The 22,853-nt window shown below is 44.0% G+C and carries 15 protein-coding genes and 1 pseudogene; 11 read left to right on the top strand and 5 right to left on the bottom strand.

Annotation, left to right across the window (positions count from 1 at the left end):
- Positions 1-70 precede the first annotated feature (70 nt).
- Positions 71-1,417 carry an FAD-dependent oxidoreductase gene (locus tag HMPREF0501_RS02070; protein ID WP_006916163.1) on the top strand — a complete coding sequence of 449 codons (1,347 nt, stop codon included), beginning with the start codon at positions 71-73 and terminating at the stop codon, positions 1,415-1,417.
- A gap of 48 nt (positions 1,418-1,465) precedes the next feature.
- Here HMPREF0501_RS02070 and HMPREF0501_RS02065 read toward each other — a convergent pair.
- Positions 1,466-4,130 (bottom strand): annotated as a pseudogene (locus HMPREF0501_RS02065) (HAD-IC family P-type ATPase).
- A 254-nt stretch (positions 4,131-4,384) separates the two neighbouring features.
- Here HMPREF0501_RS02065 and pyrR point away from each other — a divergent pair.
- The 9 genes from pyrR to HMPREF0501_RS02020 all read left to right on the top strand — a co-directional run bounded on the left by pyrR (position 4,385) and on the right by HMPREF0501_RS02020 (position 15,510).
- A complete protein-coding gene (gene pyrR / locus HMPREF0501_RS02060) occupies positions 4,385-4,906 on the top strand; it encodes a bifunctional pyr operon transcriptional regulator/uracil phosphoribosyltransferase PyrR (protein WP_040455746.1) in 522 nt (173 codons plus the stop codon).
- Positions 4,907-5,021: 115 nt separating this feature from the next.
- Positions 5,022-5,975: an aspartate carbamoyltransferase catalytic subunit gene (locus tag HMPREF0501_RS02055; protein ID WP_006916158.1), complete on the top strand. Its 954-nt coding sequence runs from the start codon at positions 5,022-5,024 to the stop codon at positions 5,973-5,975.
- Entirely contained in the window at positions 5,975-7,261 is a 1,287-nt protein-coding gene (locus HMPREF0501_RS02050; protein ID WP_006916156.1) for a dihydroorotase, read from the top strand. Before HMPREF0501_RS02055 ends, HMPREF0501_RS02050 begins: the two co-directional genes overlap by 1 nt.
- A gap of 1 nt (position 7,262) precedes the next feature.
- Positions 7,263-8,342 (top strand): carbamoyl phosphate synthase small subunit, encoded by a 1,080-nt coding sequence (locus HMPREF0501_RS02045; protein ID WP_006916155.1) that lies wholly within the window; start codon positions 7,263-7,265, stop codon positions 8,340-8,342.
- Between the two features lie 2 nt (positions 8,343-8,344).
- On the top strand, positions 8,345-11,521 hold the full coding sequence (gene carB, locus HMPREF0501_RS02040) for a carbamoyl-phosphate synthase large subunit (RefSeq protein ID WP_006916154.1): 3,177 nt from the start codon (positions 8,345-8,347) through the stop codon (positions 11,519-11,521).
- A gap of 19 nt (positions 11,522-11,540) precedes the next feature.
- A complete protein-coding gene (locus tag HMPREF0501_RS02035) occupies positions 11,541-12,467 on the top strand; it encodes a dihydroorotate dehydrogenase (protein WP_006916153.1) in 927 nt (308 codons plus the stop codon).
- 274 nt (positions 12,468-12,741) lie between these two features.
- On the top strand, positions 12,742-13,668 hold the full coding sequence (locus tag HMPREF0501_RS02030) for a DNA/RNA non-specific endonuclease (RefSeq protein ID WP_006916152.1): 927 nt from the start codon (positions 12,742-12,744) through the stop codon (positions 13,666-13,668).
- Between the two features lie 33 nt (positions 13,669-13,701).
- Positions 13,702-15,087 (top strand): RsmB/NOP family class I SAM-dependent RNA methyltransferase, encoded by a 1,386-nt coding sequence (locus HMPREF0501_RS02025; protein ID WP_006916151.1) that lies wholly within the window; start codon positions 13,702-13,704, stop codon positions 15,085-15,087.
- Positions 15,088-15,099: 12 nt separating this feature from the next.
- Positions 15,100-15,510, top strand: coding sequence for an OsmC family protein (locus tag HMPREF0501_RS02020; protein ID WP_006916150.1), 411 nt, complete (start codon positions 15,100-15,102; stop codon positions 15,508-15,510).
- 176 nt (positions 15,511-15,686) lie between these two features.
- On the opposite strand, the gene fni is transcribed toward HMPREF0501_RS02020, so the two are convergent.
- From fni to mvk, 4 genes are read right to left on the bottom strand one after another with little or no spacing between them, the layout of a single operon-like run.
- Positions 15,687-16,715 (bottom strand): type 2 isopentenyl-diphosphate Delta-isomerase, encoded by a 1,029-nt coding sequence (gene fni, locus HMPREF0501_RS02015; RefSeq protein ID WP_006916149.1) that lies wholly within the window; start codon positions 16,713-16,715, stop codon positions 15,687-15,689.
- 15 nt (positions 16,716-16,730) lie between these two features.
- On the bottom strand, positions 16,731-17,834 hold the full coding sequence (locus tag HMPREF0501_RS02010; protein ID WP_006916148.1) for a phosphomevalonate kinase: 1,104 nt from the start codon (positions 17,832-17,834) through the stop codon (positions 16,731-16,733).
- Between the two features lie 21 nt (positions 17,835-17,855).
- On the bottom strand, positions 17,856-18,824 hold the full coding sequence (mvaD, locus tag HMPREF0501_RS02005; protein WP_006916147.1) for a diphosphomevalonate decarboxylase: 969 nt from the start codon (positions 18,822-18,824) through the stop codon (positions 17,856-17,858).
- Positions 18,821-19,768 (bottom strand): mevalonate kinase, encoded by a 948-nt coding sequence (gene mvk / locus HMPREF0501_RS02000; RefSeq protein ID WP_006916146.1) that lies wholly within the window; start codon positions 19,766-19,768, stop codon positions 18,821-18,823. Before mvk ends, mvaD begins: the two co-directional genes overlap by 4 nt.
- Positions 19,769-19,969: 201 nt before the next feature.
- Here mvk and HMPREF0501_RS01995 point away from each other — a divergent pair, with 201 nt between their 5' ends.
- Entirely contained in the window at positions 19,970-22,810 is a 2,841-nt protein-coding gene (locus tag HMPREF0501_RS01995; protein ID WP_040455619.1) for a helicase C-terminal domain-containing protein, read from the top strand.
- The last annotated feature ends 43 nt before the right edge of the window (positions 22,811-22,853 follow it).

Here is a 22,853-nt window from a genome sequence, read left to right as displayed (position 1 = left end):
TTATGTATACTGAATTTGAAATACTTATTAAAAGTAAGCTATTAAGCTGAAATATTCAGGAGGCGACACCATGACAAAACGTTACCAAAATATTGTTGTTGGCTTTGGTAAGGGTGGTAAAACACTTGCTAAGTTTTTAGCCACCCAGCATGAAGAAGTGTTAGTAATTGAACAATCCAATCAAATGTACGGCGGTACCTGTATCAATATCGGCTGTCTGCCATCAAAGAACTTAATTTTAAATGGTCAGAGGAATGTGCCATTTACTGAAGCCGTTTCACGACGGGGTGAAATGACCGCTCAATTGCGGAACAAGAACTACCACATGCTTGCTGATGAACCGACAATCACGGTCCTTGATGGTAAGGCAACGTTTAACAGTAATCATCAAATCAGTGTACGCAAGGCTGATGGCACTGAAGTAACCGTTGAAGGTGAACGGATCTTTATTAATACTGGGGCGCAGCCAATCATTCCTAACATTTCCGGATTACAGTTAGGCAAACGCGTTGTAACGTCTAAAGAGGCGATGACACTACCTAGTTTGCCCAAACGTTTAGCAATCCTAGGTGGTGGGCACATTGGCCTAGAATTTGCAGAAATGTTTAACAGCTATGGAAGTGGTGTTACCATTTTTGATCATCATGATCAGCTGCTGGGACGTACGGAGCCGGAAGCAGCTAAATTAGTAGCGAATGACTTAAAAGCATCTGGCATTCATGTTGAATTAAACAGTGAATTACAAAGTGTTCATCCGACAGATCATGATATAACGATTAATTATCGCCAAAACGGTCAAATAAGTGAACAAGAATTTGATGTACTGTTAGTTGCAACTGGCAGAAGACCAAATACTAGTGACCTTGGGCTTGAAAATACCGACATTGAATTAACCAAGCGCGGTGCGATTGAGGTTGATCAGCACCTTAAAACGACCGTTAATAATGTATGGGCATTGGGTGACGTGAATGGTGGTCCCCAATTTACCTACATCTCACTTGATGATTTCCGGATTGTCAAGGATCAGCTATTTGGTGATGGGCAGCGGACCACAGCAGACCGTAATGTCGTTCCTCACAGTACGTTTATTACACCACCACTATCAAGTGTTGGGATGACCGAAGAAGAAGCCCGGCAGGCGGGAAAGAAGGTATTGGTCTTCAAATTAATGGCTAATTCGATTCCCAAAGCACGGGTAATTGAAGACCAACGAGGTATTTTTAAGGCGATTGTTGACCAAGATTCACATGAGATTTTAGGAGCAACGATTTATGCGGAAGAATCTCACGAATTAATTAATACGATTGCGCTAGCGATGAAGGGCCACTTGTCATATGAAATGCTTCGTGACATGATTTATACTCATCCAACAATGGCGGAAGCATTTAATGATTTATTTAAACAACCGGTGAAATAGGAATATAAAAAGGCGAGACATAATTGTCTCGCCTTTTTTAAAATAAAACTATCGTTGGCGAATAGCCATAATCAATTTATCTAGCTCTGCCAAAATGAAGGTCAGGGCGGCAAAGATAATTACGGCAATCCATTCAATGATACTTAACCCTTCAACGTGGAAAACACTTTGCATGAAGGGAACGTAAGTAAGGATTAACTGGAAGCCAATCATTAGGATGATGACTCCCCAAGCTTTAGTAGTAATGCTGTTAAGACGGTGAGCACCATAGTCATCAGTTCGAATACTGAAGAAGTAGAAGATTTTACTGAAAACAATTGTGTTTACCATCATTGTCGTAGCATTAATTGTATCTGCTCCAGCATGAATAAACCAGTCATAGCCGACTAAGGCAAAGATTGCCATTAAGGCTGCAACATATCCCATTTGAATTAGATCATGTCGATCCATCAGTCGTTGATGGACCGGTCGTGGTTTACGATTCATAATCCCCTTGGCAGCTGGCTCAAAGACAAAGGCAAACTGAATAGTGATTGCGGAAATCAAGTTGATCCATAATAATTGAGAAGGTTGTAGTGGAACCTCCTGTCCAGTTAACAGTGAAAAGGCGACCACTAATCCTTCCGCAAAGGAAGTTGGAAGCAGGAAGAGAATGCTTCGTTTAATGTTGTCGTAGATTCGTCGTCCTTCTTTAATAACTGCCGCCATTGTGGCAAAGTTATCATCGCCGAGGATCATATCAGCTGAATCTTTAGCAACGTCCGTTCCCTTAATCCCCATTGCAACCCCAATATCAGCCTTTTTGAGGGCGGGGGCATCATTCACACCGTCACCAACCATGGCGGTTGTTTTTTGCTTCTTTTGGAGCGCTTCAATAATCTCAAGTTTATTTTGCGGCGTCGTTCGTGCAAAGACTTGTGTTTGATCGGCAACATCTGGGCGAGCGTCTTCTGGTAGCTGGTCCCATTCAGCACCGGTAATGGCGTTAATTTCACCCGGTGCCAAACCAAGCTCTTTCCCGATTGCTCGCGCAGTTGTTGGGTCGTCACCAGTAATCATTTTAACGGCTACCCCAGCATTATTCATGGTTTTAAGGGCGGCAATGACCTCTTTACGAGGTGCATCCCGCAGTGCCGCTAATCCGAGGAATTTGATACCTGCAAAAAGATGTTCATGTTCAACATCAGTTAGCGTTTCATTATATGGTACTTCACGATAACCAACGGCGATTACCCGTTTACCATCCGCTGACCAATCAGCAACTCGTTGCTGCCATTTATCCAGTGCGAAGTTCGGATTTCCTTTGGTTGCCATTTCAAAAAGCTTATCAGGTGATCCCTTAACAAAAATATATTGACGATCATTTTCTTGATTTTTGGTTAATTCTGCGATGTAGCGATAATCTGAGTCGAACGGCAAGAGATCCTCAGGTTCATATGGTGATTGATAATCGACCCCGAGCGCCTTTCGATAAAGGGTGAGAAAGGCACCGTCAGTTGGTTCACCATTAATTGACCATTTACCATCCGTTTCTGTCAAAATTGTATCATTAGCTTGATAACCAGCTTCGAGAAAAAGTTTCAAGTCATTGGTAATTGGTGCGGGTTGACCAACGGTTGTAATTTCACCAACCGGGGCGTAACCATTCCCACTAACCGTATAATGATGATCGCCAACCCACAGCTCTGTCGCGCTCATTTCGTTCTTAGTAAGCGTTCCGGTTTTATCTGTCGCAATCACGTCGACAGATCCTAACGTTTCCACCGCAGGCATTGACTTAATAATGGTGTTATATAGTTTGGCCATTTTACTAATTCCAAAGGCTAGAATCACGGAGGCGATTGCTGGTAATCCTTCGGGGATGGCCCCCAACTAGCATGGCAACGACCGCCAGTGCCAAAGCGGGTAGTGAGTAAATTTTTAAGAAGAAGCCAACGATAAAGACGATCACCGAGGCAATGATGGTAATGTAAGAAACAACCTTACCAACGTAGTCGATTTCCTTAGTTAGTGGGGTCTTTTGCGCTTTGATTTGAGCGACTTCTTGAGAAATCTTACCAATTTCAGTTTGTTCAGCGGTCGCCACGACGATTCCCATTCCGCTCCCGCTGGTAACCGATGTGGAAGCAAATGCCATGTTGACCCGCTCGGCCAGGGGAACATTGTCATCGACTAACGGCTCCGCGGTTTTGATGACCGAGTTTGTTTCACCAGTTAACGCGGATTCTTCAATCCGTAGGTTGTCCGCCGAAACGATTCGCAGGTCCGCAGGAACGTTATCACCGGCTTCAAGAAAGACGACGTCGCCGACTACGAGATCCGCTGCGTTGACGTCTTGCCGTTCACCATTACGGTAGACCGTGGCGTGCTGGGCCATCATTTCTTTAATCTTTGCCAGAGCGTTGGCAGCACTGGTTTCTTGAAAATAACCAATTAGCGAGTTTAAGATCACTACAGCAGCAATTACCACGGCATCGGTATAGTGACCGATTAAGATTGTTAATAAGGTCGCGGCCAGCAAAATGTAAATCACAATGTTGTTGTATTGACGTAAGAAAATTTTCCATTTAGGAGTTGGCTTCACTTCAATTTCGTTGGGGCCATTTTCTTGTAGTCGTTGAGCAGCTTCTTGACTAGATAACCCAGTCGTCCAGTCTTGAATGCCAAATTGTTGCTTCAGTTCATTTAAAGTTAATTGATATTGTTCCTTCAATTTAGTCTCCTTACTTTTTTTTGGTTTATGTCATTATTTTATCATAACTATTTTTTAAAAAGACGTTGACATTCTTAAATTTTTTTTATATTATATTGGCAATCAATGTCCTTTAAGTTAGTCCCGTGAGGCTAGTAAGGAGCGGTTAAATATTACTTAGCATGACTAGGTTTTTATCTCGCAACCCCTAGACTACACGGATGGTGTAGCTAGGGGTTTTCTTATTGGACATCGAAAAGCGAAAGGTGGTTCATATGGAAAAGACAATTGCGGACAACTTAACAATTCAACGGTCACTGACGCGACTGACCTACGAAATTATTGAAAATAACAAGGGAATTAATAACCTAATTTTAGTGGGCATCAAAACTCGGGGAGAGTTCCTTGCAAAACGGATTGCGGATCAAATGACAAAGCTAGAAGGAGCCCATGTTCCAGTCTTTGCAGTTGATGTTTCTGCTTATCGGGATGATCGGCAGAATTCAGAAGCCAGCCAATTAACCAACCAAATTTCGACCAATATTGACAACCAGCACATTGTTTTAGTGGATGACGTGTTCTACACTGGTCGGACAATGCGGGCGGCAATGGATGCTTTAATGGATATGGGACGTCCACAACGAATTAGCATTGCAGTCTTAGTTGATCGGGGACATCGTGAAATGCCAATTCGTCCAGACTTTGTTGGGAAAAATATCCCCACTGCCAACGACGAAAAAGTCCAAGTTAATTTATCAGAAGTTGATCAGCACGATCAGATTAATTTAATCAAATAATCGACCATTAAATGTGCTCCAGAGAGGGTAAGATGGTAATAAAATCACGCTAGGCGTGAACCATCTCCCGGAGCAATCTTTGCGACCGGGTTTTATTTTTATAGAGGAGAATATTATGACTGAAGATTTAGTAGCATTACCTCATTTTGTCAGTGTTGAACACCTAACCGTTCCGGAAATTAAGGCGCTAATTAACCGAGCGGAATCCTTTAAGCACGGTGGTGCAGTGCCACAGCTAACGCAACCGGTATACGTAACAAATATGTTTTTTGAAAATTCAACCCGCACCCACACGAGCTTCGCCATGGCAGAAAAAAAGCTGGGCCTGACCGAAATTCCGTTTGATGGTTCGCACAGTTCCCGAAGCAAGGGTGAGACCATGTATGATACCTGCTTAGTGATGAATGCTCTGGGGGTTGATTTGACGGTAATTCGTGATTCACAAAACGAATACTATGAACCGTTAATTCATCCAGCAGCCAACCATCATCTTAATATCGGAATTGTCAATGCCGGAGATGGAAGTGGCCAGCACCCGTCCCAAAGCCTGCTAGATATGATGACCATCCACGAACATTTCGGGAGCTTTCAGGGATTAAAAGTGGCCATTGTCGGTGATATTACTAACTCGCGGGTAGCACGCAGCAATATGGAAATTTTGACGCGGTTGGGAGCCAAGGTCTACTTTTCAGGCCCTGAATATTGGTACGATCATGCTTTTGATCGTTATGGAGAATATCGACCCTTGGATGAATTGGTTGATCAAGTTGACGTTATGATGCTACTCAGGGTTCAACACGAACGCCATGCCGGTGATGCAAACGAAAGCCAATTTGATGCAGTCAAGTATCATGCTGAATACGGGATTAACCAAGCTCGTTATGATCGATTAAAGCCAGAATGTCTGATCATGCACCCCGGTCCCATTAATCACGATGTGGAATTAGCAGGTGATTTAGTGGAAGCGCCAAAGAGTGCTTTCTTCCGTCAAATGCAAAATGGTGTCTTTATGCGGATGGCAATGTTGGAAGCTGTACTACGGGGCCGGCACCTAGGAGGATTAAATTAATGAAAACATTGATTCACAATGGAACAGTTGATGTAAATGGTCGTTTGCTTGGTGCAGACATTTTGATTGATGGACAAAAGATTCAAGCGATTGGGAAACCAGGGAGTTTTGGAAACGAAGTCGACAAAATAATCGATGCAACGGGAATGCTAGTTACGCCAGGATTAGTTGACGTGCACGTTCATTACCGTGATCCTGGTGAAACACAAAAGGAGACCATTAAGACTGGTTCTTTGGCGGCAGCCCATGGTGGCTTTACGACCGTCGGTGCGATGCCCAATTTAACCCCCAGTCCGGATACTCCTGACCGGGTTGCTGAAATGGTCAAAAGGAATCAACAAGAAGGGGTTGTGCATATTGAACAATTTGCCACAATCACGACGGGCCGGACTGGTGATCAACTAGTCGACTTTGCTGGTATAAAAAAAGCCGGCGCCTTTGCAGTCAGCAATGATGGTTCCGGGGTGCAAACAGCGGGAACCATGTATCGAGCAATGCAAGCAGCCGCCAATGTCGGCTTACCACTAGCTGCTCATGTTGAAGACAATTCATTACTGTTTGGTGGAGTGATGACTGAGTGCCAACGATCAAAGGAATTAAGCTTGCCAGGTGCGCCCAGTGTTTCTGAGTCAGCTCAAGTAGCGCGTGACCTGGTCTTGGCTAAGGCGACAGGAGTTCATTATCACATTTGCCACGTTTCCACAAAAGAAAGTATTGAAATGGTCCGTTTTGCTAAGCAGCAAGGGGTAAACGTAACCTGCGAAGCCTCACCACACCATTTGCTTTTGACGGTTGATGATATTGATGGTCATGATACAAACTACAAAATGAATCCACCACTGCGGACGGCAGCTGATCGGCAAGCATTAATTCAAGGTTTACAAGACGGGACGATCGACATGATTGCTACTGATCATGCTCCCCACACGGTTGCGGATAAGCCAGCTGATTTCCGTCGTGCGGCCAATGGGATCACCGGCAGCGAAACCGCCTTTAGTGAACTCTACACTAAGTTGGTGCAGCCTGGAATTATTTCCCTCTCAAAACTGATTGACTTAATGACAGCTAAGCCAGCTGACTTGTTCCACCTTGAACAGGCTGGCCATTTGGAACCGGGAAAGCCAGCCGATATCGCTATTTTTGATATTGACCATCCGGCCACGATTCATGCTAACGATTATAAATCAAAGGGCATTAATACCCCATTTACTGGTGATGAAGTTTACGGTACGACCGTAATGACTTTAGTTGATGGGCAAGTAGTTTACCAACGAAAGGAAAATTAATATGAAGCGATACTTAGTTTTAGAAGATGGTAGTGTATTTGCCGGTGAAGGATTTGGTGCCGCGGTTTCAACTATTGGGGAAGTAGTTTTTAACACTGGAATGACGGGCTATCAGGAATCAATTACCGACCAGTCTTATGCCAACCAAATCCTGGTATTTACTAACCCATTAATCGGTAACTATGGGGTCAATCTTGATGACTTGGAAAGCTTGGAACCACAGATTAAAGGAGTAATTTGTCGGCAATTAGCACGGCATCCCAGCAGTTGGCGGATGCAGGATACTTTACCGCATTTCTTAAAGCAAAATAATATTCCGGGATTGCAAGGAATTGACACTCGTGAATTGGTCCGTCAATTGCGCGAACATGGAACCTTGCGGGGCACGATTGTGGATAGTGTTGAACAGGTAGATGAAGTGATTGCACACTTAAAGCAGGTGCAACCAACCAAGGGGATTATTCAAAAAGTCTCCACCAAGTCCGCATACCCGAATCCAGGAACGAAGCGCAACATTGTGGTCGTTGATTTTGGAATCAAGCACAGTATTCTTCGGGAATTAGCCAAACGTGACTGTAACGTGATTGTGGTGCCTTGTTCAACCACGGCCCAACAAATCATGAACCTTAATCCGGATGGTGTCCTGTTAAGCAACGGTCCCGGTGATCCGGAAGAAATGACCGCCGCAGTAAAAATGGTGGCGGAAATTGAGCGGCATTTTCCCCTCTTTGGCATTTGTATGGGTCACCAAATCTTTGCGTTAGCTAATGGGGCCCAAACTTACAAGATGAAATTTGGTCATCGTGGGTTTAATCATCCGGTCAGAGATATTGCAACGGGTAAGATCGCGTTTACCTCCCAAAATCACGGATATGCAGTCGATGCCAACTCCATTGATAAGAACCAATTGTTAATCACTCATGAGGAAGTGAACGATGGGACGGTGGAAGGACTGCGGCACAAGCATTATCCAGCATTTTCAGTGCAATTTCACCCAGATGCAGCTCCTGGTCCCCACGATGCAGACGCATTGTTTGACGATTTTATCAATATGGTTGATCAGCAAAAGGAGGAACGTTAATTATGCCTAAACGCAAGGATATTCATAAGATTATGGTCTTTGGCTCCGGCCCCATTATCATTGGTCAAGCTGCAGAATTTGATTATTCGGGGACTCAAGCCTGCTTAGCTCTTAAAGAAGAGGGCTATGAAACGGTCCTCGTTAATTCAAATCCAGCAACCATTATGACGGATAATGAAATTGCTGATCACGTTTATATTGAACCGTTGACGGTTGAATCAGTTTCCCGAATTATCCGCCAGGAATACCCGGATGCCATCTTACCAACATTAGGTGGTCAGATTGGCTTGAACTTAGCTGTGGCGCTTGCTAAGACCGGTCTTTTAGATGAATTAGGAATCCAATTGCTGGGGACTAAATTAGATTCGATTGACCAGGCGGAAGATCGGGAACGCTTTAAGGAACTAATGCAACAATTGCATGAACCAGTACCGGCCTCGCAAACAGTCTCAACAGTTGACGAAGCATTAGCATTTGCCCATCAAATTGGCTACCCAGTGATTGTTCGGCCGGCTTTTACAATGGGTGGTACTGGTGGCGGAATGTGTCATGACGATGATGAAATGAAAATTATCGCGGCTAACGGGCTTGATTTATCACCGGTCACCCAGTGTTTAATTGAAAAATCCATTGCCGGGTATAAAGAAATCGAATTTGAAGTAATGCGGGATGCCAAAGATGATGCGATGGTGGTATGTTGTATGGAAAACTTTGATCCAGTGGGAATCCACACTGGTGATTCCATCGTCTTTGCTCCCAACCAAACCTTATCGGATCGTGAATACCAAATGCTACGGGATTGTGCTCTCAAGCTGATTCGTGCATTGAAAATCGAAGGGGGTTGCAATGTTCAACTGGCCCTGGATCCAAATAGTTACCACTATGATGTGATTGAAGTTAACCCACGGGTTTCCCGGTCATCAGCATTAGCTTCTAAAGCGACTGGTTATCCAATTGCTAAAATGGCGGCTAAAATTGCAGTGGGGTTGACATTGGATGAAATTATTAACCCCGTTACCGGTACCACCTATGCAGAATTTGAACCAGCACTCGACTATGTTGTTTGCAAGATTCCGCGGTGGCCGTTTGATAAATTTACGCGGGCTGATCGGATATTAGGTAGCCAAATGAAAGCCACGGGAGAAGTCATGGCTATCGGCAAGAATGCCGAAGAGGCTTTTCAAAAGGCGGTCCGGTCTCTGGAAATTGATACGAAAGATTTCTATTTACCGGCGGCTCATCAGGCAACGGATGTTGAATTAGAAGATAAACTGGTCCATGCGCAGGATGATCGATTATTCTATATTGCGGAAGCGTTCCGCCGTGGTTATTCAATTGAAGATATTCACGAATTAACCAAAATTAACTATTACTTTTTGGATATTGTTCAACATTTAGTGGAATTGGAAACCACAATTGAAAATCAGCCGCATGACCTGAAAGTTTTGAAACAAGCCAAGCAGTACGGCTTTAGCGACGAGACAATCGCTCATCTTTGGGGAACTACAGTGGATGCCGTCCGTCAATTACGGCTTGCCAATGGAATTGTCCCTGTTTATAAGATGGTGGATACCTGTGCGGCTGAATTTGCTTCGACAACGCCATACTTTTACAGTACTTATGATCATGAAAATGAAAGTCACCGCTCAGCTAAACCGGCAATTTTGGTAATTGGTTCCGGGCCCATTCGAATTGGTCAAGGGGTTGAATTTGACTACGCCACCGTTCACTGTGTTAAAGCAATTCAACGGCATGGGTATGAGGCAATTGTAATGAATTCAAATCCCGAAACGGTTTCTACAGACTTTTCAATTTCAGATAAGTTATACTTCGAACCGTTAACCTTAGAAGATGTTTTAAATGTTTGTGACTTAGAACAACCAGCAGGAGTAATTGTTCAATTCGGTGGGCAAACTGCCATTAACCTTGCTGCGGGGTTGGACCAACATGGAATTAAAATTCTGGGTACCAGCGTGCAAGATTTGGACGCAGCAGAAGATCGACGGGTCTTTGATCAAGTTATTAAGGATCTGCAGTTGAAGCAACCCGTTGGTTTGACAGCAACGACTCATGAAGGGGTCATTGCGGCAGCAACCAAAATTGGTTATCCAGTATTAGTCCGGCCAAGTTATGTTCTGGGGGGTAAAGCGATGGAAATCGTTTATAACGAAACGGAGCTGGAACAATACCTGCAAGATAACGCTAACGTGGCAGCTGATCATCCCATTTTAATTGATGCATATCTTGAAGGACGCGAATGTGAAGTTGATGCCATTTGTGATGGGACAGACGTTCTCTTGCCTGGCATCATGGAGCATATTGAGCGCGCTGGGGTTCACTCTGGTGATTCAATGGCGGTCTATCCACCACAAAGTTTTGACCAAGATATTAAGCAACAGATTGTTGACGCTACCAAGAAATTATGTCTTGCGCTGAAGTGCATTGGTATTATGAACATTCAATTTATTATTCATAATCATGAAGCTTACGTTTTGGAAGTTAACCCACGGGCTAGTCGAACGGTCCCATTCCTCAGTAAGATTACGGGAATTGAAATGGCACAGGTCGCGACCCGGGTCATTCTCGGCGAATCATTGAAGAACCAAGGTTATCAAGATGGATTGTACCGCGAACCGCAAACAGTTCACGTTAAGGCGCCAGTCTTTAGCTTTAATAAACTGGATGATGTTGATGCCTTCTTAGGACCCGAAATGAAATCAACTGGGGAAGTGATGGGCAGCGATGAAACCTTTGAAAAAGCTTTATATAAAGCCTTTGTGGGCGCTAAAATGAAACTTCCAGAAAATGGTAACGTTTTGCTTACGATTGAAGATCATGATAAACAAGCGATTTTACCAATTGCCCAACGGTTTGCTAAAATCGGCTACCGTTTACTCGCCACAAGCGGAACTGCCGATTTTCTTCAAAAAAATGGACTGCATGTCGAAGTAGTGGATAAGCTCCATGAAGCAGGACAGCATAATATTCTTGACGCGATCAGGAATGAGGTTGACATCGTTATTAACACGATGGGGCATGATTATCAAAAGACATCGGATGGCTTTATTATTCGGCAAACTGCCATTGAACATAATGTCCCATTGTTGACTGCCTTAGACACCGTGGATGCACTGTTACGGGCATTGGAAAACCGTTCATTTGCTACTCAAGCATTGTAAAAACGTGAGGAGTTTTACTATGACTAATCAAATTGCTGTTAAATTACCGGGGTTAAACATGTCTACTCCATTGATGCCTGCTTCGGGGACCTTTGGGTTTGGCGACGCATGGGGTTCTGACCAAGTCGACTTTAATCAACTGGGCGCACTTGCTATTAAGACCACCACGCCTCACGCCACAACTGGGAACCCCCAACCGCAAATTGCTAAATTAACTGACGGGGTAATGAATTCAGTCGGGTTGACTAATCCTGGCGTGGACGTAGTGATAAAAGAAAAGCTACCTAAACTGCGTGCGAATTATTCAACGTTACCAATTTTAGGTAGTGTTGGCGGGGCCTCGTTAACTGAATACGTGACTGTGGCAACTAAGTTGGCGGCTAGCGGCTTAGTAGATGCTTTAGAACTCAACGTTTCTTGTCCGAATGTCGCCCATGGTGGGATGTCCTTTGGTGTGGATCCCCATGCTGTGGAGAAAATTACGCGAGCAGTAAAGGATGTTGCTGGAACAGTTCCCGTTTACGTTAAGTTAACGCCCAATGTTACTGATATCGTGGAGATTGCTAAGGCGGCAGAAGCAGGAGGCGCGGACGGCCTAAGCTTGATCAATACGGTTTTAGGATTACACATTGATATTGAAACGCGCAAACCTGTTCTCGGAAACGGGATGGGAGGCTATTCCGGTACCGCAATTAAACCACTGGCTGTGCGGATGGTTTACCAAGTTGCCCACGCAACAAAACTCCCAATTATTGGCCAGGGAGGAATTGAAACAGCGGCGGACGTTGTCGAATTCTTTATGGCTGGTGCGAATGCCGTGGCGGTGGGAGCAGCGCACTTTAAAGATATTAATGCTTGCCCACACATTGCCCAACAACTACCAGCTTTACTAGATAAGTTGGGAATTGACTCACTACAGGAGTTAAGCAATTCAGTCCGAAACTAGAACATTAATTGAATAGAGGGAGCGTGACAGAAGCCATTTATGGCTTCGTTTTCACGCCCCCGCGAGCGCAAATAGGGCTCCAGGGTTCGGTTTTACCGAGCACTGGAGCCCATTTGCGTACCGCGCAGTTCATATTCAACTTGCTAGAATTACTTATGTCACAGCGCCTCTTTTTAGTCCTTATGAAAATGATAATTTATGCCTAAACAATGGCTCCTCAATAAAAAATCCGCTACAATATGATGGTTATTGATTTGGAAAGTGAGGACCAGAAGTGAACTTTTGGCAAAAATCAAGTAAATATTTCCTGTTACTGATCGTGGGGGCATTACTTGGTGAAGGGGGCACGATTGCTTACCAAGCTCATCATGCGCTTAGTCAACGTAGTCAGTTTGCTCAACAGGATTCACGATCAGCGAGCGTGGTCGGTGGTATCACTGACCATCAACGGCAGTCGTTAGCAGCGCTGAATTATCAACCAGGACAATCTGTCATTGCCTACGTTAATCATGGGCGATCTACGTTGAATCCCCGGTCTTGGACTAGTAATCGGGTTGATTACCAGCCACTTGATGACTTGGGACGGACATCACGTGGTAATACCGCATTTTTAGAACAACACAATCATGCGGATACATCTTTGCGATCGGATCAGAACGCTCAACCAGCCGGTTGGCATGATAATTATGGTGGCAACCTAGTGTATAATCGGGGCCATCTGATTGCCTATTCACTGACGGCAGGGATTAATTCTGATACAGGAAAGTACCAGCCGACAATGGTTGGTGACCAAAATAATCCGCAAAATTTATTTACGGAAACTGATTTTGTTAATCAGGAAGTACAGACTATTTATGAAACGAAAGTCCGGCATGCGATTGAGCATGGTCAGCGGGTAATTTATCAAGTTACCCCAATTTTTCGTGATCGAGAATTAGTACCGCGGGGAATTAATTTGCAAGCAATTTCGACCAATGGCCAGTTAAATTTCAACGTTTACCTTTTTAACGTTGAACCGGGAATTCGGATTAATTACCAAAGTGGCAGCTATGTTCCTGATTTGAAAATGAATGTGCCAGTCCCACTGGATGCGGTGGAGGCGGCTGATAACCAGCATCAAACGAATTCCCAGTTCAAATTTATCGGTAATTATCAGCGGCCAATTGCTAATCATCCACGGCAGTACGTTCGAAAATGGTAAAATAGAGTGAATTTAAATTAAAAGAGGGATTGCATGGACTTACCAGAAGCTTTTAAAAATAAATATCAACAATTATTAGGGGATGAAGCCGCTGCCTTTCTAGCATCGTTTAATCAGCCAAGCACGAGCGGCTTTCGTCAAAATCCGCTTAAAAATGGCAGCCCGACAGCGACGATTGATGGTGCTGACGGCAAGGTTCCTGCAGTACCAGATGGTTACTATGGTTCGGTTGATGGCCGTTCACTTGATCATGTTACGGGGTGGGTATATAGCCAAGAGCCATCCGCAATGTACGTTGGTGAAGTTGTCGACCCGCAACCAGGTGAACGGGTCTTAGATTTATGTGCTGCCCCGGGCGGGAAAAGCACCCATTTAATTGCCAAAATGCACGATCAGGGTTTGTTAGTTGCAAACGAAATTTTTAAGAAACGGGCACAAATCTTGGCCTCTAACCTTGAGCGGTGGGGAACCAAGAATACGGTTGTCTTGAATGAACGACCAGATAGTTTGGAACAACACTTTCCGGCTTTTTTTGATCGGATCTTAGTGGATGCTCCCTGCTCTGGTGAAGGAATGTTCCGAAAAGAACCAGCCGGGATTACGTATTGGAATCCTGATTATCCGGCTGAATGTGCCAATCGGCAGCGGAAGATTTTACAGTCAGCACTTAAGATGCTGAAGGCTGGTGGAACCCTGGTATATTCTACCTGTACGTTCGCTCCTGAAGAGGACGAACAAAATATTGCTTGGTTGTTAAAAGAATATCCTGGCCTTGAAATGGTGGATATTAGGAAATTCCCTGGAATGGATAATGGCCGTCCTGATTGGGCTGACGGCAACCCGGAGCTAGCTAAGGCAGTGCGCCTTTTCCCTCATCATTACAGAGGGGAGGGTCACTTTATCGCTAAGTTGCATTTACGTGACCAGTCAGTAGGAGAACCATTCAAGCAGCGTCAGCGTAATCAACGCAAGAAGAAACGTCGCGGCTCTACGAATAATGGTCGTCCAACTAAGGATGAACGGCAAATGTTCATGGCATTTCAAGACGAGTATCTTCCGAGCCAATCGTTTACACACCTTGTGAAATTTGGTGATCAATTATATTCATTACCAGATGGAATGGTGGAGCTTACTAATTTACAAGTTCAAACCCCGGGGCTCCATTTGGGAACTTTAAAAAAGAACCGTTTTGAACCCTCGTTAGCGTTGGCATTTAGTTGCCAGCCAGAAGAAGTAACCAACCACCTTGTTATCACCAAGGATCAGTGGCGTCAGTATGTCCATGGGGATGTTCTGCGGATCGAACAATCATTACCCAATGGTTGGTATTTGCTGGTTTGTGAACATCATTCAGTGGGGTTTGGTAAAATGGTTAATGGAACCATTAAGAATTTCTTTCCGAAGGGACTGCGATTTTAAGGAGGAATAAAGATGGGCGAATATCGAGTTACAACTGATTTGCAAGCAGAAGAGTGGCAATTAAAGAATCAAGCGCGGGGTCATATCTTTTTTGCGGATGATGTGAAGAGCGATGGTACTGACGCAGGACCAAACCCGGTGGAGTATTTAACGGGCGAGGTTAATTCTTGTATTGCAATGTCCGCCGGAATGGTGATTAAGAGTAAGCAGTATCCGGTCACTAATTTTCGGGTAACAACCCATGCAGAAACTAAGGATCTGGGCCATGCTAAGTCAGTGGTGGACCAAATGACGATTAACCTTAGTTTTGATACATCGTTGACACCAGAAGAACAACAGGAATTTGTCGATTTTGTTTTGCATGTTTCGACAGTTTATCAAACAGTTTCGAAGAGTGTTAAAATGACCATTAATATTAATTAGTAGGAAATGGGAGCGTGATAGAAGCCATTTATGGCTTCGTTTTCACGCCTCCGCGAGCGCAAATAGGGCTCCAGAGTTCGGATTTTACCGAGCACTGGAGCCCAGTTTCGTACCGCGCAGTTTGAGTTCGTATTCAACTTGCTAAAAATACTTATGGCATAGCGCTATTTTAATTTTTATAATCGTTGTTGGATGTAATTTTGTAAATCTGCACCGTAGACATGGGAAACTTGAGGTAAATCGTTAAAGTGCTGACAGCCCAGAATCGTCATAATTCTTTTAAGCTCTTCTTGCCAGTTGAGTACTGTTTGCAGTAATCCATCTTCACCATTTTGGTAATATTCATGGAGAAAATAACCAGCAACACCGACTGCTTGCGCCCCCATCACGCCAGCTTTGATGACATCAAGAGGACAGGTAATTCCACCGGAAGCAATCACGGTTAGATCTTTGACCATCTGTGCCTCGAACAGTGATTCAGGAGTAGTTAATCCCCATTGGTAAAGATCCGCAAAACTAGCATCATGATTACGCCGATCTTCAATCTTGACAAAATTTGTACCACCACGACCTGAAATGTTGACAAGTGATACGCCAAGCTTTTTTAAGCTGGTTAAGTTTTCTTTGGTCATGCCAAAGCCAACTTCTTTCACAATAATCGGCACATCAAGGTGTTGGATGAGCTTCTTAATATTTGCTGCCCACCGGAAACTTCGTTCACCTTCGGGCATCACAATTTCTTGTGTACTATTAAGATGGATCTCTAGAGCATCCGCGTGCAGCAAATCAATGGCTTGTTGTGCTTGCTCAACTGTCACGTTTGCACCAAGATTCGCGATGACGATTCCGTCTGGATTAATTTTCCGCACGGTCTTAAATGAATCATTAAATTGCGGGAGCTTAAAGGTAATGGATAAGGATCCTGTTGCCATGGCAAGACCAGTTTTTTGTGCGACTCTTGCCAATGCAGTGTTAACTTTCTTAGCTTGATCGCTACCACCAGTCATCGCTTCAAAATAAAAGGGCCATTGCATGTGAAGCCGACCAATTTTAATGGCTGGTTTCACATCGGCAACCGCCGTTTCCGGGAGAGCGTTAGGGAGTAAACGAACCTGGTCAAACGGATGCTGGTGGTGCGTTTGATCATAAAATTTTTCCGCGAGGGAGAGGTGTTCATTTTTCCTTTTTGCATGTTCTGGAATCATAGATTAGATACTCCATTATTTTAATTTAATCGTGTAACGATGAACATTGTTCATGAAGTGGACAGCGAGTGGGAGATGTTCAATATTTTCTGCCGTCCACTGGTTAATCATGGATTGCAAATCAGCTTGGGCATCAATTGCAACAATTCCACAATCACCACCACCAGCACCGGAAGTTTTTGCAGCGCCGCCGAACTGTTCCGCAATTTGACAGAGCTGCTTTAATACTGGAGTTTCAATTTGCACTCCCGAGCGCCGAGCTAATTCTTGTAAGAGGGAACGATTATAACGAATTTCGGTTTGGATCATTTCCAGACTTCCAGCGTGAAAGCCATTAATCATTCGTTGAATACATTGTCGACTGGCATTGAGAAATTCTTGGTACTGGGCTTGCTGACGAGCTTTAAATAAAGAAATCTTATCCACTAATTGTGATGTTGAAGCAGGTTTGCCTGTCCACCCAATCACTAGTGCTAAATTGGCAGGAGCAGTCAGCGTTTCAATTTTGAGATTTGGCCAGGGAAGGTTAAGGAGAGTAGTCAAGTCTAAAAACTTACGTTGCTCTGCTAGCCACTGCCGGTCAAAGGAGTGGTAAGCAATCCAGCCACCGTAGACTGAGGCGGCAACATCACCTAAGGAACCATTGCCTTGAACGGCAAAATGAGCGATGGCAGCGAGTTTAAAGATCCGGTCGTTATTCACTGGGAGGTGATAGAACTGACAAAGGGCTTTGACTGTCGCCACGGTTACGGCTGCTGAAGAGCCTAGCCCATACTTCTTTCCAGAAGCGGAATCTAATTCACTATCGATGTGCAAATCGTAAACGTCCAGTGGTTTGTTGAGCGTTCGGGCGTATTCTTCAGTGACCTGAATTGCAGACAGAATGTATGAAAACGGATTGTCGCGTTGATCTACAATCATTTGATCACCCTGGCGGTGCCATTGCACTGCATTATTCTGGTATTGGTGACTAACGATCTTTCCTGTACCATTTGTCGACGGTTCGATTGAACAATACACAAATTGATTTAAAGCAACTAAAATCGCCGGGAACCCATTTTCGACAACGGCATATTCACCGGCGATATAAAGTTTTCCTGGTGCCTTTTCAGTAATCACGATTGAAATTCCTTCCCCATGTTAGATTAAGTGAGCTCCTGGTCCTGGTTGAGCAATGATTAAGTGATCCTTACCAAACACCGGAGCTAATTTATCAATAATTCGTTGACGGTCCTGGTGGTTATAGATTACTTTGACGTTAGGACCCGCATCCATCGTATAATAGCAGTTTATTCCTTGTTCTCGCAAGCCTTTAATCAGATTGATGGCTTTAATAGTGGCCCCTTCAAAATAGGTATATGCCGGATCTGCAGACATGGTTAACGCATGCATCCGCATCGCATTCTCTTCAGCAATATGTCCCATCTGATTAATATCCCGTTTGGAAATTGCTGTTTTCATGGCTTGCATATCGTCCGCAACCACTTTTCGCCACGCTGGATAAAATGGTGATGTAGTGACTGATAATTGCATTCCACCACGACTAGAGACCTTTTTTTGCTTAGTGTCAATTAAGATGGCAATCATTTCGATTCCAAAATCGACTTGTTCCATAATTGGTTCTGCATAAGAACTAGCATCATCTACACCAGCGTGCCATTCCACCAGACCACCAAAAATGGAACGGGTTGCCGAACCAGATCCGCGGCGGGCTAACCGCGATAAATCGCGTGGTGATAAATGTAATCCAGCAGCTGTACTTGCTGCTAGTGCCAATGCTGCAAAGGCAGATGCGGATGACGCTAAACCGGCTGCCATTGGTACATTATTTTGTGAAATTACTTTGGCAAAATAATGTTGATGGCTTAAAGACCGAACTTGACTCAGGACCGCCGTCACTTTAGCCATTTTTTGTGGTGCCACTGGCTGGTCATCAATAATGAGTTCATCCTGCTTTAATGATTCAATAAATTCCACCGTGGTGTCGGTGAAGAATTTATCAAGGGTTAGTGATAATGAATCAGTTTGTGGAATGATTAGTTGGGGATCTTTTTTCCCCCAGTACTTAACTAAGGCAATATTCGTATGTGCCCGTGCACTTGCTTTCATGATGTTACCCCTTTATTAAAGGGTTGAATCCAAGTGGCCACTGCGCCATGTTCTTTGAGAATGCTGGCAAGTTTTCGTGCACCTAACGCTGACTTGGTAATGGCAAACATGCAGCCACCACGCCCGCCACCAGTTAATTTTGCCCCTAAAGCATGGTTAGCTAGTGCCGTCGTAACAAGTTGGTTTAGTTTTGGATCACTTACGCCAAGCTGATCAAGGGCATGGTGGGCAGCAGTGAGTTTTTCACCTAACCGGGTAGCCTGATTATTGGCGACTGCATCACGGCTTTCTTCAGTCAGCTGTCCTAATTTGTCGATTAGTTGTTGTGCAGCCTTTGGTTGATGCTGGAGCTTGTCTTTGACGGTCTGAATTGCTTCTCTAGTCGCACCCTTAATTCCGGTGTCTGCAATGACCATGGTTGCCTCAAGATTCAAGCTAATTGGTGTGCCCTTGGCACCCTTTTTAAACCAGACTGGGTTGGCTGAACTAACAGTGGCAGCATCTAGTCCGCTGGGACTACGGTGAGTGACCTTTTCTTCAACGTCCGCCCAGCGAAGAAGGCTTTGACGATCGAGTGACTGGTCATAAAAGTCAAACATGGCGCGAATAATGGCTACGGTACAGGCAGCCGAGGATCCCATGCCTCGTTCAGCTGGAATGTCACTAGTAATTTTCATTGTCCAACCATCCGCTTGGCCTGCAAAGTGGATTACTAATTCCTTAATCAATTTAGCAATTCCACTCATGGCTTGCGGCAGTTCTGCCACCGGACCAGAAAAGTAGCGACTTTCAATTATTTGTTCATGATTATCATTACCGATCATGACGACCTCGGTGGTCACATTTGGGAGGGGGAGAGCAATTGCAGGCTGCCCGTAAACAACGCTATGCTCGCCCATCAGGATAATTTTGGCGTGACTGTTACCAATTCCCTTTTTTTGCATGGTAAAAACATCAACCTGCTTTCTAAAAAAGTCCAAATTCCATTTTACCATTATTTTGATTCGCGCGGTGAATTTTTGCGGAACCTTAATATTTCTTGGGAATGGTCAAGTTAAACTTTCCATAGTATGATAAGAAAAGATACTTTTACGGAAAGTGTCAATCCCACGTAATCATTAATTTAATCGTAGGTGATTTGGACCATGAAAACGAAGCAGCGGAAAAGAGGACCAATTTATTCCGTGGTTGATTTAGAAACAACAGGGACCAGTGTCAAAAGCGGCGACCGGATTATCCAAGTCGGGCTAGTGATGATCCAAGATGGAAAGATTATTAACCAGTTTGAAACTCGAATCAACCCATTAATGAAGATTCCGCGAAGCGTACAACAATTAACCGGGATTACTGATAAGGACGTTAGTAAAGCACCTTTATTAGAAGATATCGCTCCAACTCTGGAAAGCTTGCTGAGTGGGACCATCTTTGTTGCGCACAACGTTAACTTCGATTTTCCCTTTATTAACCATGAATTGACGCGGGTAGGTAGGGATCCCTTACGGATTTCCGCCATTGATACCGTTACGCTCAGTCAGATTTTAATGCCCACAGCCAAAAGTTACCGACTGCGTGATTTAACTAGCTATTTGCATATTGAACATGATCATCCGCATAGTGCGGTTTCTGATGCTGAGGCAACTGGTGTGTTACTAAAGGATCTTTTGGCTAAATTACGTGCTTTGCCGACAGTTACTTTACAAACGTTAGTGAAGATGGAAATGCAGTTGCCATTTCAAACGGCTAATCTTTTTCAACGGGAATTGGATGAGCGTAATCAGCACCCACTTCCGTTAGCTGATCATTTATACATTAGTGGCGGAGTCGCTTTGCGAAAAGAACGACCAATTGCTCCGGAAACAGTACCGACGATTCACTACCCACGAACAAAACGCCAGAAGGAACGACTGTTTAAGCAAAAGCTAGAATATCGGCCTGCTCAGTCGAAAATGATGAACGCCATTTATAATCACTTTAGTCGTGATGGAAATAATCAATTGGTGATTGAAGCAGGTACTGGAATGGGGAAAACCCTTGGTTATCTACTGCCATTGAGCTACTTAACCTATCCACGCCATAAAATTGTGATTAGTACTACAACGAATGTTTTGCAAGAGCAGCTTATCTCTAAACCAGTGGATCAATTAAATCAAATCTTGCCTTTTCACACGACTGCGGTGCTAGTAAAGGGGAATTCCCATTACTTAAATTTGAGTAAATTTGTGCACTCGTTAAGTGTCCATGACGATTCACAACTGGTTCAGATGATCAAAGCGCAAATCTTGGTATGGCTACTACAAACTACTACGGGGGATTTAGACGAATTAAACCTTAATTCCCAGCGGTCACCATTCTTCACAGAAATTCGTCACCATGGAGTTGCTTCGCTAACTAAGGATGATCCGCTTTATCGGAACGATTTTTTGGTACGGCGACAGAAAAAATTAGCGACGGCTAACATCATTGTCACTAATCACTCCTATTTAGTTGCTCATGCTCAAGAGTTAGGTGCAACCAGCCCATTAACGTACTTGGTAGTGGATGAGGCTCAGCACTTGAGTGAAAGTGTTCTCCAAAATTCACGTGATGAAATTAGTTTTTCACGGGCGGCGGTCGCCATTAACCAATTACAGACCTTGACTGAAGCCGAAAGCGAGCAAGGCTTAACTAAGTTGTTCGCTAAATTGCCGCTGGGTCAATATAATCTTGAACTTATGCGGGCTGATTTACATGAATTTCGGGCAGCGTTAGACGATATTCAAGAGGCATTATACGGAATGCTCAATCAAACCAAGATTACGGCTGGTGATGAATTTATCGAACAGGTCGTTGACAATCATGATCTGTATGAGTTGCTATCACCAGATCAGTCGTTAATGATGCGATTAGAGCAAGCTCTGGCGAGCCTAAAATTACATTTCACAGCCTTAGAACATCTCTTTAAAGCGCGTAACGAAAGCTGGTTGAGTAGCGATCGGTATGTAATGAATCAGGTTGGCAGCCAGATGAGTGTCCTAACGCACATTGATGAACATTTTCGGCTTGTTGGCCAAAACTTACGAGATGAAAATGATGCGGCAGTGTACTGGCTCAATGTTCGTCAGTCCAGCGAACGGAGTACTCTTCGCCTATCTGGTGGTCTGTTAGCTGCAAACCATTACTTACGAGAAAATGTGTATGCCTATTTCTATCGGCAGCTGTTTGTTGGGGCCACGCTCTTCACTTCCGGCCGGTTAAACTATCTTTACCAGCAATTAGATTTAGATCCGCAGAAGGTTAAAAGCAAGCGTTTCGCTTCAACTTTTGATTATCAGCAAAATGCACGGTTATACGTCGCCACTGATTCCGTAATGCCGGATTATCAAAATGAGAATGAGTATATCAATTATCTGGCACAAAGCATTTATCGAATTGCCCAGGAAAACCAATGTCAAACGATGGTTTTGTTTAATTCATTAGTAACGATCGAACAAGTTTATGGACTGCTTCGGCAAACTGATTTGTTTAATCAACGTGACATTTTAGCACAAGGGATCAATGGTAATCGTGAAAAATTGTTGAAGCAATTTGCAACTGGAACCAACTCGCTTTTAATGGGTGCAAATAGTTTTTGGGAAGGAATTGACTTACCAAACCAACAACTCCAATTACTAATCGTGACCCGTTTACCATTTGACGCGCCCGATGAGCCGTTTACGAAAGCAGAACATCAGCTACTGCAATCACAAGGGAAGAATCCCTTTTATAATTCAGCTTTGCCCAAAGCAACGATTCGCTTACGCCAGGGAATTGGCCGCCTCTTAAGAACTCCCCAAGATTATGGAGTCGCGGTGGTATTAGATTCACGTTTAGCACAACGACGTTATGGTCGAAGTATTCTGAATGCTTTGCCAAAAGATCTGACGGTGGAACAGGTTGCCACTCGTCAAATTGCTACAAAGACAAAAAAATTCTTAAAACACTGTCAACAACATACAAATGGTAATTAATTTGCTATAATATTAAAGTTGTTAAATTGTTGAGAAAGGGAAA

This window comes from Limosilactobacillus coleohominis 101-4-CHN, from assembly GCF_000161935.1.
GTDB classification, from domain to species: domain Bacteria; phylum Bacillota; class Bacilli; order Lactobacillales; family Lactobacillaceae; genus Limosilactobacillus; species Limosilactobacillus coleohominis_A.
This window is presented reverse-complemented; position numbering and strand designations above follow the sequence as displayed.